9 protein-coding genes are annotated in these 15413 nt (G+C 69.2%); 6 read left to right on the top strand and 3 right to left on the bottom strand.

Annotated elements, in window-relative coordinates:
* Positions 1-90: 90 nt before the first annotated feature.
* From BST17_RS04590 to BST17_RS04570, 5 genes are all read left to right on the top strand, one after another.
* Complete coding sequence (locus BST17_RS04590) at positions 91-1485, top strand: WS/DGAT/MGAT family O-acyltransferase (RefSeq protein ID WP_083055760.1); 1395 nt, start codon at positions 91-93, stop codon at positions 1483-1485.
* 59 nt (positions 1486-1544) lie between these two features.
* Positions 1545-3056 carry an alpha/beta hydrolase gene (locus tag BST17_RS04585; RefSeq protein ID WP_207573570.1) on the top strand — a complete coding sequence of 504 codons (1512 nt, stop codon included), beginning with the start codon at positions 1545-1547 and terminating at the stop codon, positions 3054-3056.
* Between the two features lie 86 nt (positions 3057-3142).
* Positions 3143-4609, top strand: coding sequence for an alpha/beta hydrolase (locus BST17_RS04580; protein ID WP_083055758.1), 1467 nt, complete (start codon positions 3143-3145; stop codon positions 4607-4609).
* Between the two features lie 52 nt (positions 4610-4661).
* Positions 4662-5999 carry a type I glutamate--ammonia ligase gene (gene glnA, locus BST17_RS04575; protein ID WP_083055757.1) on the top strand — a complete coding sequence of 446 codons (1338 nt, stop codon included), beginning with the start codon at positions 4662-4664 and terminating at the stop codon, positions 5997-5999.
* Between the two features lie 9 nt (positions 6000-6008).
* Positions 6009-8969, top strand: a complete 2961-nt coding sequence (locus BST17_RS04570) for a bifunctional [glutamine synthetase] adenylyltransferase/[glutamine synthetase]-adenylyl-L-tyrosine phosphorylase (RefSeq protein ID WP_083055756.1) — start codon at positions 6009-6011, stop codon at positions 8967-8969.
* On the opposite strand, the gene BST17_RS04565 is transcribed toward BST17_RS04570, so the two are convergent.
* Positions 8966-13633: a cadherin-like domain-containing protein gene (locus tag BST17_RS04565; RefSeq protein ID WP_083055755.1), complete on the bottom strand. Its 4668-nt coding sequence runs from the start codon at positions 13631-13633 to the stop codon at positions 8966-8968. The two genes, BST17_RS04570 and BST17_RS04565, sit on opposite strands and share 4 nt — an antisense overlap.
* Positions 13634-13780: 147 nt before the next feature.
* On the opposite strand from BST17_RS04565, the gene BST17_RS04560 reads away from it, so the two are divergent.
* Complete coding sequence (locus tag BST17_RS04560) at positions 13781-14407, top strand: PaaI family thioesterase (RefSeq protein WP_083055754.1); 627 nt, start codon at positions 13781-13783, stop codon at positions 14405-14407.
* Here the strand turns inward: BST17_RS04560 and BST17_RS04555 are convergent.
* On the bottom strand, positions 14404-14826 hold the full coding sequence (locus tag BST17_RS04555) for a DoxX family protein (RefSeq protein WP_083055753.1): 423 nt from the start codon (positions 14824-14826) through the stop codon (positions 14404-14406). The two genes, BST17_RS04560 and BST17_RS04555, sit on opposite strands and share 4 nt — an antisense overlap.
* A 34-nt stretch (positions 14827-14860) precedes the next feature.
* Complete coding sequence (locus BST17_RS04550) at positions 14861-15286, bottom strand: DoxX family protein (protein WP_083055752.1); 426 nt, start codon at positions 15284-15286, stop codon at positions 14861-14863.
* Positions 15287-15413 lie beyond the last annotated feature (127 nt).

Here is a 15413-nt window from a genome sequence, read left to right as displayed (position 1 = left end):
CTCAAGTGTGCCACCCGTGCCCTGCCGAGGTGAACGGCCGGTTAAGTGGATTTGCTCACACCACCATCGGCCCGACCTACCATCGGCAGCATGCAACGGCTCAGCGGACTCGACGCCAGTTTCCTCTATCTCGAGACGGCCGCCCAGCCGCTGCACGTGTGTTCCATCCTGGAACTGGACACCTCCACCGTGCCCGGCGGATACACCTTCGACCGGCTGCGCGACGAGCTGACGATGCGCATCAAGGCGATGCCGGAGTTCCGCGAGAAGCTCGCCGACAGCCGCCTCAACCTCGACCACCCGGTGTGGGTGGACGACCCCGATTTCGACGTGCAGCGACATCTGCACCGCATCGGTCTGCCGGCACCCGGTGGCCGGGCCGAACTGTCCGAGATCTGCGGTCACATCGCCTCGTTGCCGCTGGACCGCAGCCGCCCGCTGTGGGAGATGTGGGTCATCGAGAACGTCGCGGGCACCGACGCGCACGCCGGTGGCCGGCTGGCTCTGTTGACCAAGGTTCATCACGCAGCCGTCGACGGTGTCACCGGCGCCAACCTGATGTCCACGCTGTGCACCACCGAACCGGATGCCCCGCCGCCCGATCCGGTGGACGGCCCGGGCTCGGCGACCGAACTGGAGATCGCGGTCAACGGCGCTATCCGGTTCGTCACCCGCCCGCTGAAGTTGGTCAACGTGCTGCCCTCGACGGTGTCGACCGTTCTCGACACCGCGCGCCGGGCCACCAAGGGCCTCACCATGGCCGCGCCCTTCGCCGCGCCGAAGACCGCGTTCAACGCGAATGTGACTGCGCACCGCAACATCTCGTTCGCCGAGATGGACCTCGATGACATCAAGACGGTGAAGGACCACTTCGGGGTGAAGGTCAACGACGTGGTGATGGCACTGGTCTCCGGGGTGCTGCGACGGTTCCTGCTCGACCGCGACGAACTGCCCGAATCGTCGTTGGTGGCCATGATCCCGGTGTCGGTGCACGACAAGTCCGACCGCCCCGGCCGCAACCAGGTGTCGGGCATGTTCTCCTCGCTGCACACCAACATCGAGGACCCGGTGCAACGGCTCAAGGCCATCGCCGAGGCCAATTCGGTGGCCAAACAACACAGCTCGGCCATCGGTGCCACCCTGCTGCAGGACTGGACGCAGTTCGCCGCGCCCGCCGTCTTCGGCGTCGCGATGCGGGTGTACGCGCGTAGCAAGCTGTCGGCCGCCGCCCCGGTGCACAACCTGGTGGTGTCGAATGTGCCCGGACCGCAGATTCCGCTGTACCTGCTGGGCTGTGAGGTCAAGGCGATGTATCCGCTGGGGCCGATCTTCCACGGCTCGGGCCTCAACATCACCGTCATGTCGCTGTGCGGCAAACTCGACGTCGGCATCATCTCGTGCCCGGAACTGCTGCCCGACCTGTGGGAGATGGCCGACGACTTCGGCGTCGAGCTGGCCGAACTGGTGGCCGCGACCCGTCGTTAGCGCGCCCGGGCACCCGGCCTCACCTGCCGCAATGCCCACGCATGGCAGCATGGTCAGCCATGAACCTCACGCGCGGGATTCTCGCGGCCTCGATGACGCTGCTCCTGGTCTCCGGATGCAGCAACGCCGTCGACGGTCGTGCCGTGCTGTCGGCGCCGCGTCCCGGCACACCGGTGCAGTGGGCGCCGTGTGAGGCCGGCGCCGGCGAGGCGCAGATCCCGACCGGCGCCGAGTGCGGGCTGCTGTCGGTCCCGGTGGACTACGACGAACCCGACGGCGATGTCGCGCAGATCGCCATGATGCGAATCAAGGCCACCGGCACCAAGATCGGCACCCTGTTCATCAACCCGGGCGGGCCCGGTGAGTCCGGTGTGAAGGCGGCCGCCTCGCTGGTGGGCAGCCTGCCGCAACCGGTCCGCGAACAGTTCGACCTGGTCGGCTTCGACCCGCGCGGGGTCGGCGCGTCCAGGCCCGCGCTGTGGTGCAACTCCGATGAGGACAACGACCGGCTGCGCGCCGACCCGGTGGTGGAGTACGACGACGCCGGGGTGGCCCACATCGAGGGCGAGACCCAGGCCTTCGTCGACCGCTGCGTGGACAAGATGGGCGAGGAGTTCCTGGCCAACATCGGAACCCAAAGCGTGGCAAAGGATCTGGATGCCATGCGGGAGGCCGTCGGGGACGACAAGCTGACCTACCTGGGGTTCTCCTACGGCACCCGGATCGGCGCCACCTACGCCGAACTGTTCGGCGGGGACAAGGTGCGCGCGATGATCCTCGACGGCGCGGTCGATCCCAACGCCGACCCCATGGAGGCCGACCTGCGCCAGGCCAAGGCCTTCCAGACCGCGTTCGACGATTACGCCGCCGACTGCGCGAAGGATCCGGAGTGCCCGCTGGGTACCGATCCGGCCAAGGCGACCGATGTCTACAAGTCGATGGTCGAGCCGCTGGTGGAGGACCCGGCCAAGACCCGCGACCCGCGCGGGCTGAGCTACGGCGACGCACTCGTCGGGACCATCCTGCCGCTGTACTCGCCCAACCTGTGGCGCCACCTGACCGACGCGCTGACCGAACTGCGGGCCGGTCGCGGCGACACCATGCTTGCCCTGGCCGACCTGTACATGGGCCGGGATGCCAACGGCCACTACAACAATTCGACCGACGTCCGGATCGCGGTCAACTGTGTCGACGAACCGCCGATCACGGACCGTGCGGCCGTCATCGAGCAGGACCGCCAGGCCCGCGAGGTCGCCCCGTTCATGAGCTACGGCGACTTCACCGGCAACGCGCCGATGGGGACGTGCTCGTTCTGGCCGGTGCCGCCGACCTCGGAACCGCACGAACTGAGCGTGCAGGACATGCCGCCCACCCTGGTGGTGTCCACCACCAACGATCCGGCGACGCCGTATCAGGCCGGTGTCGACCTGGCCCGCCAGCTCGGCGGCACGCTGCTGACCTTCGAGGGCACCCAGCACACGGTCGTGTTCCAGGGCAACAGGTGCGTCGACGATATCGCCACCCGGTACCTGGTCGACGTCGCCGTCCCGCCGGAGGGCACCCGCTGCTGACCCGGCAGGGGTGATGGTCACGGCTGCGTCACCGTCTGGTCTCTGCACCGGTTCGCGGCGCGGCGGGGCGCCGCAGGCATGCAAACATGGCCGGCATGTGGCTGGCGGGCAGGCTTTTCGCGATGCTGCTGGCCCCGCTGCTGCTGGCCGGCGCGCTCTCGGCGCCCGCGCAGGCGGCCGTCGTGTGGGGTGGGTGCGCGCAGTTCCTCGGTGACCGGCCACTGATCGCCACCGCCGAATGCGGCACCGTCGACGTGTCCGGTGCGCAGCTCGCGGTGATCCGGGTGCCGGCGTCGGGGGAGCGGATCGGCACCCTGATGGTGAACCCGGGCGGGCCGGGCGCCTCGGCGGTCGACACCGTCGCCGACATGGGAACGGCATTGGCGGACACCGAGATCGGGCGGCGCTTCGATCTGGTCGGGTTCGACCCGCGCGGGGTCGGACACTCCACCCCGCAGCTGCGCTGCCGCAGCGACGCCGACGTCGACGCCTACCGGCGTGAGCCGATGGTCGACTACAGCCCGGCGGGTGTGGCGCACATCGAGGACGTCTACCGCTGGTTCGGCCAGGCCTGCCTGAACGCGATGGGCGCGGACTTCCTGGCCTCCGTCGGCACCGACACTGCCGCCGCCGACATGGACGCGGTGCGCGCGGCGCTCGGCGACGAGCAGATCAGCTATCTGGGCTTCTCCTACGGCACCGAACTGGGCACCGCCTACGCCGAACGGTTCCCGGACCGGGTGCGGGCGATGGTGCTCGACGGGGCGCTGGACCCCGCGGCCGACCCGATCGATGAGAACGTCGCACAGCTGGCCGGTTTCCAGGGTGTGTTCGACGAGTACGCCGCCGACTGCGCACGCTCGCCGGCCTGCCCGCTGGGAACCGATCCCACCCAGTTCGTGGCGCGCTACCACCAGCTGATCGACCCGCTGGTGACGCGTCCGGCCGCCACCACGGACCCGCGCGGGCTGAGCTACTCCGACGCCATCACCGGCACCGCCAATGCGCTGTACGCCAAGCGGTACTGGCCGTACCTGACCAGCGGTCTGCTCGGGTTGCAGCGCGGCACCGATCCCGGCGACCTGCTGATGCTGGCCGACGACTACCTGGGCCGCGACGCGGCCGGTCACTACCGCAACCAACAGGACGCGTTCACCGCGATCCGCTGTGTCGACGCCCGCTACTCCCCGGACCCGGCGGTGTGGGTGGAGGCCGACCGGCGCACCCGCGCGGCCGCCCCGTTCATGGAGTACGGAACGTTCACCGGCTCCGCCCCGCGCGACATCTGTGCGCTGTGGCCGGTCCCGGCCACCCGGGACGCCCGTGCGGCGGTCTCGCCGGGGCCGGGCAAGGTGATCGTCGTCTCGACCACCCGCGACCCGGCCACGCCGTATGCGGCCGGGGTCAACCTGGCCCGGCAGTTGCAGGCCCCGCTGGTCACCTTCGACGGCAGCCAGCACACCGTGGTGTTCAACGGCGATGCCTGCGTCGACACCACGGTGCTGGCCTTCCTGACCGACCTGGCCCAGCCGGCCCCCGGCCTGACGTGTTGAACCGCGACGCGTGTGTAACACAGATTTAACAGCCGGTACCTAGGCTTCGCCTATGGACCGCCAGAAGGAATTTGTGCTGCGCACGCTGGAAGAACGGGATATCCGTTTCGTCCGGTTGTGGTTCACCGACGTGCTCGGATACCTGAAATCGGTGGCCATCGCGCCCGCCGAACTCGAGGGCGCCTTCGAGGAGGGCATCGGGTTCGACGGCTCCTCCATCGAGGGCTTCGCCCGCGTGTCCGAGGCCGATATGGTGGCCCGTCCCGACCCGTCGACCTTCCAGGTGCTGCCGTGGTCGGACAGCGCAGGCAGGCACCATTCGGCGCGGATGTTCTGCGATATCACGATGCCCGACGGCTCGCCGTCCTGGGCGGATTCGCGGCACGTGCTGCGCCGTCAGCTGGCCAAGGCCAGCGATCTGGGCTTCTCCTGCTACGTGCATCCGGAGATCGAATTCTTCCTGCTCAAATCCGGCAACGACGACGAGCCGCCGGTGCCCGCCGACAATGGCGGCTACTTCGACCAGGCCGTGCACGATTCGGCACCCAACTTCCGCAGGCACGCCATCGACGCGCTGGAACAGATGGGCATCTCGGTCGAGTTCAGCCACCACGAAGGCGCGCCCGGCCAGCAGGAGATCGACCTGCGCTACGCCGACGCCCTGTCGATGGCCGACAACGTGATGACCTTCCGCTACCTGGTCAAGGAGGTCGCGCTCGGTGACGGCGTGCGGGCCTCGTTCATGCCCAAGCCGTTCTCCGAGCACCCCGGCTCGGCGATGCACACCCACATGAGCCTCTTCGAGGGCGACACCAACGCCTTCCACAGTCCCGACGATCCGCTGCAGCTCTCCGATGTGGCGAAGTCGTTCATCGCCGGAATCCTGGAGCATGCCAGCGAGATCAGCGCCGTCACCAACCAGTGGGTGAACTCCTACAAGCGGCTGGTGCACGGCGGGGAGGCGCCGACGGCGGCGTCCTGGGGTGCGGCCAACCGCTCGGCCCTGGTGCGGGTGCCGATGTACACCCCGCGCAAGGCATCCTCGCGACGCATCGAGGTGCGCAGCCCCGATTCGGCCTGCAACCCGTACCTGACCTACGCGGTGCTGCTGGCCGCCGGCCTGCGCGGGGTCGAGAAGAACTACGTGCTGGGTCCGCAGGCCGAGGACAACGTCTGGAGCCTGACGACCGAGGAGCGGCGCGCGATGGGCTACAAGGAGCTGCCGGGCAGCCTGGGCGTCGCGCTGGCGGAGATGGAGTCCTCCGAACTGGTCGCGGAAGCGTTGGGGGAGCACGTGTTCGACTACTTCCTGCGCAACAAGCGCACCGAGTGGGAGAACTACCGCAGCACGGTCACCCCGTTCGAGCTGAAGAACTACCTGTCGCTGTAACTTGGGAGGGTGGCCAAACCCGCGACCCAGCGCCCCAAGCTGCCCGGTGTCGGACGCCTGGGTCTGGTCGAGCTGACCGCCCGCGCGGACCTGGACCGGCTCGGCTGGAACACCGACGACCATGTCGAACTGCTGTGGTCGCTGTCCCGGGCTCCCGACGCCGATGCCGCGCTGCGCACGATGGTGCGCCTGGCCGACGCGCTCGAAGGTGACTGGGACGAGCTGAACCAGGCGTTACTGACCGACAAGTCGCTGCGCGGCCGGTTGTTCTCGGTGCTCGGCGGATCGCTGGCATTGGGTGATCACCTGGTCGCCCGGCCGCAGTCCTGGCGCCTGCTCGCGGGCAAGGTGAAGCTGCCCGACCGGGACACCCTGCGCGACGAGTTCCGCGCCGCGGCCGCGGACATCGCCGACCTGCGGATGGCGAGCCTGGAGCTCAAGACCCGCTACCGGGACCGGTTGCTGGTGTTGGCCGGACTGGACCTGGCGCCCACCGTGGAGAACGAACCGGTGGTGCAGTTCAGTGCCGTCGGCGAACATCTGTCCGATCTGGCCGACGCCGCGCTGGCCGCGGCACTGGTAATCGCCGAGCGCACGGTCTGCGGCGCGGACAACCCCGCCCCGGTCATATCCGTGATCGCGATGGGCAAATGCGGTGCCCGGGAGCTGAATTACGTCAGCGACGTCGACGTCATCTTCGTGGTGGAGAACGCCGACGCGATGAGTACCCGGGTCGCCGGGGAGATGATGCGCTTCGCGGGGGACACCTTCTTCGAGGTGGACGCGGCGCTGCGACCCGAGGGCAAGCAGGGTCAGCTGGTGCGCACCCTGGAATCCCATGTCGCCTACTACGAGCGGTGGGCGAAGACCTGGGAATTCCAGGCGCTGCTGAAGGCCCGGCCGGCGGCCGGGGACCCGGAGCTCGGCGCCCGCTACATCGAGGCGCTGATGCCGATGGTCTGGACCGCTTGCGAGCGTGAGGATTTCGTGCCGGACGTGCAGGCCATGCGTCGCCGGGTGGTGGAGCTGGTGCCGGCGGGCGTGCGGGACCGCGAGATAAAGCTGGGCACCGGCGGGCTGCGTGACGTCGAATTCGCGGTTCAGCTACTGCAATTGGTGCACGGCCGCACCGATGACGCACTGCATGTCGCCTCGACGGTGGACGCACTGGCCGCACTGGGCAGCGGCGGTTATGTGGGCCGCGACGATGCCGCCAACCTGACCGCGTCATATGAGTTCCTGCGGCTGTTGGAGCACCGGCTGCAGTTGCAACGCCTCAAGCGCACGCACATGCTGCCCGAGCCCGATGACGAGGAGGCGATGCGCTGGCTGGCCCGGGCCGCGCATGTCCGGCCCGACGGACAGCACGACGCGCTCGGTGTGCTGCGCAACGAACTCAAGCGGCAGAGCCACCGGGTGTCCCGGCTGCACGCCAAGCTGTTCTACCAGCCGCTGCTGGAATCGGTTGGCAAACCCGGTATCTCGGATGTGATGTCGACCGAGTCGGCCGAGCGTCAGCTCGCCGCACTCGGCTACGAGGGCCCGAGCAGTGCGCTGACCCATCTGGCCGCGCTGACCGGCGAGGGTGGGCGACGGGGCCGGGTGCAGCAGGTGCTGCTGCCGACCCTGTTGGACTGGCTGTCCGACACCCCGGACCCGGACGCCGGCCTGTTGTCCTATCGGCGCATCAGCGAAGAACTCGGCGAGATGCGCTGGTATCTGTCGAGCCTGCGCGACGAGGGCGCGGTCGCCAAACGGTTGATGCGGGTGCTGGGCACCTCGGCCTACATCCCCGACCTGCTGATGCGGGCGCCCGAGGTGATCCAGCTCTACGCCGACGGCCCGTCGGGACCCAAACTGCTCGACACCGACCCGGACACCGTCGGCCGGGCTCTGGTCGCCTCGGCGGCGCGGTACCAGGACCCGGCGCGGGCGATCGCCGCCGCGCGCACGCTGCGCCGCCAGGAACTGGCCCGCGTCGCCTCCGCTGACCTGCTGGGCATGCTCGGGGTCACCGACGTATGCCGGGCGCTGACCTCCATCTGGGTGGCGGTGCTGCAGGCCGCCCTGGACGTGGTGATCCGCGACAGGACTCCCAAGGACGGTCCGCCGGCCCGTATCGCGGTGATCGGGATGGGCCGCCTCGGTGGTGGCGAACTCGGGTACGGCTCCGATGCCGACGTCATGTTCGTCTGCGAGCCGGACAACGGTGCCGAGGAGTCGGTGGCCGTCAAGTGGTCGGTGACCGTCGCCGAGCAGGTCCGCGCACTGCTCGGAACGCCGAGTGCCGACCCACCTCTGGAGGTCGACACCGGGCTGCGCCCGGAGGGCCGCAGCGGTCCGTTGGTGCGGACCCTGGCCTCCTATGCGGCCTACTACTCGCAGTGGGCGCAGCCCTGGGAGATCCAGGCGCTGCTCCGCGCGCACCGGGTGGCCGGCGACCTGGAACTGGGTGAGCGGTTCCTGTTGCTGGCCGACAAGACCCGCTACCCGGCCGGCGGCGTGTCCGCTCAGGCGGTGCAGGAGATCCGCCGGGTGAAGGCCCGCGTCGACGCCGAGCGGCTGCCGCGCGGTGCCGATCCCAACACCCACACCAAGCTGGGCCGCGGCGGTCTGGCCGATGTCGAGTGGACCGTGCAGCTGCTGCAGCTGCGCTACGCGCACGAGATACCGGCGCTGCACAACACCTCGACGCTGGCGAGCCTGGATGCCATCGGCGCGGCCGAACTGCTCGCCGAGGGCGACGTCGCACAGCTGCGCGAGGCGTGGCTGACGGCCACCCGGGCCCGCAACGCGCTGGTGCTGGTGCGCGGCAAGGCCACCGATCAGCTGCCCGGCCCCGGCCGTCAGCTCAATGCCGTCGCCGCGGCGGCCGGCTGGCCGAACGGGGACGGCGGCGAGTTCCTGGACAACTACCTGCGGGTGACCCGGCGCGCGAAGACCGTGGTGCGCAACGTCTTCGGCGCCTAGTTCAGCCGGTCGGCCACGATGCCGACCGCGTCGAACGCGCCCTTCACGGTGTCGATCTGGGCGGCGGTGAAGCCGAAGGCACGTGCGCTGGCGATGATGGCGTAGCGAGCGTCGACGAACTTGGCCGTCGAGGGCAGTCGGTAGAGCGAGTCGTAGAACACCCGGGCCCACTGCTCGCCGGAGATCTGCTCCTTGGTGGCGTCCATCATCTTGTAGGCGGCGAAGTTCAGGATCCCGCTGTTGGAGTGCACATAGTCGAAATCGTCGTCGGCATTGCAGCCGCAGCTGTCGACGTAGCGGTTGGCATAGTGCTCGGGCTGGCGGTAGTCGGACGGATCGGCCATGTCGCGGTATGGGTTTCCGGCGGCGTCTTCGGCGAAGAGCCAGCGGGCACCGCCGGTCTTGTTCTCGATCAGCGCGCCCATGATGTCGGCGTAGGACTCGTTCATGGCGCCGGACTCGCCCAGATAGGCCAGCCCGTTGATGTGGCCGATGACCGCGTGGGTGTATTCGTGGGCCACCAGATCCAGTGCGGCCTGGGTGTTCCCGTCGTCACCGAACACCATCACCGAACCGGTCCAGGCGGCGTTGCGCCACCCGCGCGCCGCCGACCCGCTGGGGTTGTAGTCGATGCTCAGCTGAATCGCGGCACCGTTGTCGTCGAACGAGTCGCGGCCCAGAACTGCGGTGTAGTAATCGAATACGCGAACCATGTTCGCCTGCGCGGACACCGCCGAGCGCAGCCAGCTGGTGGTGTAGCCGACGATATCGCCGGGGATGCTGGGCAGGTTCGACCACGTGCTCTGGTACTTCGTCGCGTAGGTGCTGATGTTGCGCGTGACATCGGTCAGCACGATCGAGGTGCCGGTGTTGGCGGCGGTGACGGTGCGGATTTTGCCCAGCTGATCGGTGCCCGAGGATCGCACCGGTGCCAGCGCGTGCTGGGCACTGGAGAATTCGGAGATGATCTTGCCGGGCTCGGCGCCGTTGGCGGCGATGACGTAGCGCACGCCGATCGACGGATAGCTGCTGTCGGCGGCCGAGGTGACGTTCACCCGCCAGGCCAGTTGCGGCGCGTTGTTGAGATCCTCGGCGTAGATCACCAGTTCGGTGTCGAAGCGCAGTGTCGCCAGGAAGGCATCGCGGACCGCGGCGCTCGGACTGCCGCCGAGATCGGACACCAGGTCGTTCTTGACCAGCTCGATGACCTTCGCGGCGCGGTCCACCGTGCCGATCGGCACGGTGCTGACCCCGGTGATCGCCGGGTTGTAGTTGTTGACCAGTCCGGTCACCGTGCCGGCACCGTCGGTGCTCAGCACGACCTCGCTGCCCAACACCGGTAGCCCGTTCACCGTCGGCCGCAGCCGGTAGAACACCGAGCCGAAGTCGTTGGTGGACAACGAGATATCGGCGGCGGTGGCGAAGCCGGCGGGAATGCCCAGCAGCGTCGAGATCCGGTTGAGCAGTGCCGCGGCGGAGGCCGTATCGGCCACGGTGTCGACGGTGAACGTCCCGTCGATGTTGCGCACCTTGCCCGCGGCGTTGCGGCCCACGTCGAGGTGGCCGGTCGACGCGAGGTTCCGCAGCTCGGCGAGGGTGAGGGTGCCGTCGACGTCGGGGTGCACCGCGGCGATCGGGATGGTGACATCGACGGGAATGCCGTCCTGCCCGTCCAGTGCCGACACCGTGAACGTCAGCGCGTCGTCGCCCGGGGTGAACCACGCCCGGTAGCGCGCGACGACGGTGGGCGCGAAGACGAACGTCCCGGTGTCCGCGTCGACCGTGAGCGTGCCGGATGTCGGGGTGGCGGAGGCGAGCAGATAGCTCAGCGGGGACGAATCGGTGACCGCGATCTGCCCGGTCACCACGCCGGTGACAGTGTTCACCGAGGACGTGTACGCCACCGCGGCGGTCACCGGCAGGGTGTTGCCCGGTGTGGACGCGGCGATGCCGACCGACACGGTGACGGTCTGGGTGGCGCCGTGCCCGTCGTCGACGGTGACGGTGAACGAGTCGGTGCCGGCGCCGGCCGCCCGGGCGGCGGCGGTGGGGGTGTAGCCGAAGCTGCCGTCGGCCGACAGCACCACCGTGCCGCGGGTGGGCGCCGCGGCAACGGTGAAGCGCAGCGGATCACCGTCGGCGTCACTGACGGCGATGGCGCCGGTGACCCTGCCGGTGCCGTTGTGCGCCAGCAGATCGGTGACGGTCGCGGTGCTCGGCGCGGTGTTGCGGGGCGTGATGGTGACGGCGACGGGCACCGTGACGATGCCACCGTGACCGTCGTCGATGGTGATGCCCAGGTGATGGATCCTGGCCGCCGGGTCGGCGGTGGCCGCGGCGTGCCGGGCGGTGACGGTGGGGGTGTAGGTGAACTTCCCGTCCGCGCCGACGACCAGCGTGCCGCCCAGGGTGGTGGCGGTGCCGTCGAAGATGAGGCGGTCCTTGTTGGCGTCGCTCGCCGACACCGTGCCGGTGATGACCCCGGTGGTGGCATTGGGTCGTCCCACGGTGAGCGTGTAGGTCGGCGCGGTGTTGGCGGGCAGCACGGCCAGCGTGATGGTCTGCTGGACGACTCCGCGGCGGCCGTCGTCGACGGTGATGGTGACCGAATCGGTGAGGTCGGTCAGCTTTGCGGTGGCGGCTGCGGCCTTGTGCCGGTTGGCGGCGGTGGCGGTGTAGGTGAAGGTGCCGTCGGCGGCGAAGGTGATGACGCCCTTGGTGGGGGCCGCGGTCACGGTGATGGTGAGTCGGTCGCCGTCGGCGTCGGTGACGCCGGTGGACCCGGTCACCACGCCGGTGACGGGGTCGCCGGTCGCGGCGGGCAGTGCGACGACCGGCCGCAGGTTGGGCGGCACCAGCGACACCACCCGCAGCGCGTCGCCGTCGGTGAGATAGATCTGCATCCCGTCCGGGCTGGTGGCGATTCCGCCGGCCGTCCCGCCGGTGTCGAGCGCGGTCAGCGCGGTGTGGTCGGCGGTGCCGTACACCGTGAACGCGCCGTCGAGTCCGGTGAGCATCAGCAGTGACCCGTCCCTGCTGACAGCTGCGTCCAGAACCGGTTCGGCGGTGGTGAACTCGGAGACGATCGTGTTCTTGGCGGTCTCCAGCACCCGGACCGTGGCGCCGGCCACGGCGTAGACCGTGCGGGAGTCCGGGCTGATGGCCAGCGCCGACGAATCCGCGGTGCCGACAATGGTTTTCGCGGTGTGATTCCACCACGAGGCGGTCGAGTACACCGCCACGCCGGTGGCGGTGGTGACGTACACCCGTTTCCCGTTCGGGGTGACCATGATGGAGGTGGCACCCGCGGTGTTGGCGACCCAGGCCTGGATACGGTTGCTACCGGTGCCGAGCTTGGCCATCTTGCCGGTGGCGCTACCGATGTAGAGCGACCCGCCGCCCGGTGCCATCGCCAGCGCGGTGGGGGTGAAGTTCAGCGCGATCTGGCGGCGCACGGTGTTGGTGGCGGTGTCGATCACCGTGAGGGTGCGGCTGGCGGCGCCTGCGACGTAGACCGTCTTGCCGTCCGGTTTGACCGCCACCGCCACCGGATCGGCGCCCACGGTGATGGTGGTGATCACGGTGCCGTTGATGGTGTCGACGACGGTGAGCGTGCCGGACGCTGAATCGGCAAGGTAGGCACGATTGTTCGTGGTCGCCACCGCGGACACCTGGCGCCCGGTGCTGATCGGGTTCAGGAGGTGGGCAGGGGCCGGGTCGATGTCGAGCGCGACCGTCGTCGTCACCGCCGGGGTGCGGCCGTCGGTGACGCTGACGGTGAAGGTGGCCGGATCGACGGTGGACAGGCCGGCCAGGATGCGCTGGGCGGCGGTCGGGGTGTAGGTGAACGTGCCCGCGCTGAACGTGAGGGTGCCCTGGGCCGGGCGGACCAGGACGGTGTAGGTCAGCCGGTGGCCGTCCGGGTCGGTGGCCACGATGCGCCCGCTGACCGCCCCGGTGACCGGATCGGGTGCGGAGAGCACCGGTTGCCCGACGACGGGTTGGCCGGCGACGGCGGCGGTTGTGCCGATCTCGCGGCGGGCCGCGGCGAGCAGGGTCCAGAGTCCGGGTGCGGCCGCCGGCGGGGTGGTCTGGCCACCACCGGCCGACGGAGTCGTCGATGCGGTGACGGTTGCGCCGACGACCTCGGCCGCGGTGGGCGCGGTGGGTACGGGAACCGATTGCGGTACAACCTCTTCGGTTGCAGCGGTGACCGGGGTGGGTTCGACGGGCTCGGTGTGGCGGGTCGGTTCCGCGGGGTGGAGGGGCTCCGCGGTTTGTTCGGGATCCGCGACGCGTTCGATCTGCACCGGGGCGTCGGCGGGTTCGGTGACGGTGCGGGTGGTGTGGGCGGTTTTCTTCTTCCTGGGCGTGAGGGCAGCCTCGGGTTCGTCGGCCTCGGAGTCGCTGTCGGGGTCCGCTTCCTCGACGTCGGTGTCCCCGGTGTCGGTGTCCCCGGTGTCGGTGTCGGTGTCCTCGGGTTGGGTGGCGGCCGGTTCCTGGCCGGCGGGAGAGTCGGGCGTGCTCGCCGATTCCGAGGCGCTGCTCGGTCCGGTGCTGTCGGTATCGGGTTGCGCCCAAGCGACCGGCGAGGCGACGGCGGCACCGATGCCGAGGGCGACGGCGAGCGCGCCGACCCGACCGATGTGTCGTGCGTGTCCCACCCCTGCGCCCCCTATTTTGACGTTGACGTCAATCGCACTGGAGTTAATCACACGGGGACGGTGACGGCGACCCTGTTGCCCCGATTCCGGGGCGGCGCGGCGGAGCTGATAGAACCGGGGGAGAAGTCGTTCTGACCAGGAGGCCCCATGCAGAGCTACGCCGAGATCAGCGCCGACGAGCATGATCGTCAGCAGGCGTTGTACGGGCCGCTGACGGAAGCGATCCGCAAACTCGTCCATGCCGGCATTCGGACCGGCGCCGACGATGACACGATCCGCCGTGCCCAGGCGGCCATCGAGGCCGTCACCGCGGATCTGGACAGCCGGCACCACGACGGCCCGCGCACCATGCGCCATGCCGAGACCGGCCGGCCCGTCACCTGGGCCGACCCGGCCATCGGCCTGCGCAATGCGATCGCACCGCCGCTGACCATCGAGCACACCGAGGACGGGCGGTGCTGGTCGGAGTTCAGTCTCGGGGCGCCGTATGAGGGCCCGCCGGGACGGGTGCACGGCGGCATCTGCGCGCTGGTGCTCGATCACATCCTGGGTGAGGTCGCCAGTGAGGGCCTGGTCAAACCGCGCTTCACCGGCACCCTGACGCTGAAGTATCTGCGCGGCACACCGCTGGGTCCGCTGCGCGCCGAGGCCTGGGTGGACCGTACCGAGGGCATCAAAGCCTTTGCGCGCGGCCAGATCCTGGATGCCGACGGCGTCACCGTGGAGGCCGAGGGCATCTTCATCATGCCGGCCTGGGCGCGGCCTGCGGTCTAGCCGGCGCGCCGCTTGCGCAGCACACTGTCCAGCGCGATCGACCCGCCGCCGATGAACACCAGCAGGAAGAACGCGAAGCAGTAGAGCACCGTCAGCTCACCGCCGTTGTCGATGGGCCACAGCGCCTTGGGCTGGTGCGCGGTGAAATAGGCGTAGGCCATCTCGCCGGAGGCGACGAATGCCGCGATCCTGGTGAACAGGCCGGTCAAGATGAGCAGGCCGAGCACCAGTTCGATGACACCGGCATACCAGTAGGGCCAGGTGCCGGCGGGGACGGTGCCGCTCTCCATGGCGGTGGGGAAGCCGAAAAGCTTCTGGGTGCCGTGCACGGTGAACAGCAGTCCGAAGACGATCCGGAACGCCGAGAGCACGACGGGCGCGAACTGCGAGAGCTTGGTGTCCAGATTGGTCGATGCCATGCAGGAGATATTAGGACCGCGGTCCGTTTACTGGCTAGTCCGTCGTTGTGCGACTTCTCACCCGGTCCAGGGAATAGGTCCCGCCCCCGGTGAATACCAGCAGGAAGAACACGAAACAGAACAGGATGGGGTCCAGCCCGCCGTTGCCGCCGTATTCGACCGGCACGATCGGCCACAGTCCCAACGGTTGGTGCTGCCAGAAGTAGGCCACCGCCATGGTGCCGGAGGCCAGGAACGCCGCGGCGCGGGTGAACAGGCCGACCAGGATCAGTAGTCCGGCGACCAATTCGATGAGGCCGGCGTACCAGACCGGCCAGGCACCCAGTGGTTGTGCCATGGCGATCGGCCAGCCGAACATCTTCGAGGTGCCGAACAGGGTGAACAGGAAACCGAACACGATCCGGACCAGGCTCAGCACCGCAGGGGCGAGTGCATCCAGACGATCAGTCAGATTGATCATGTCTGGGGACCCTACCGAGTCCATGAGACAGGTGTTGCCTTACTGCGGCGAGCGCGCCGAGCAGTCCCCCGCAAGCGGGAGGTACCCCCAACAAAAGTGCCCCAAATCCGAAGATTTGGGGCACTTT

Source organism: Mycolicibacterium bacteremicum, assembly GCF_002086115.1.
Taxonomy (GTDB): Bacteria; Actinomycetota; Actinomycetes; order Mycobacteriales; family Mycobacteriaceae; genus Mycobacterium; species Mycobacterium bacteremicum.
Note: the sequence above shows the minus strand (reverse complement) of the source record. Positions and strands in the feature narration are given on the sequence as shown.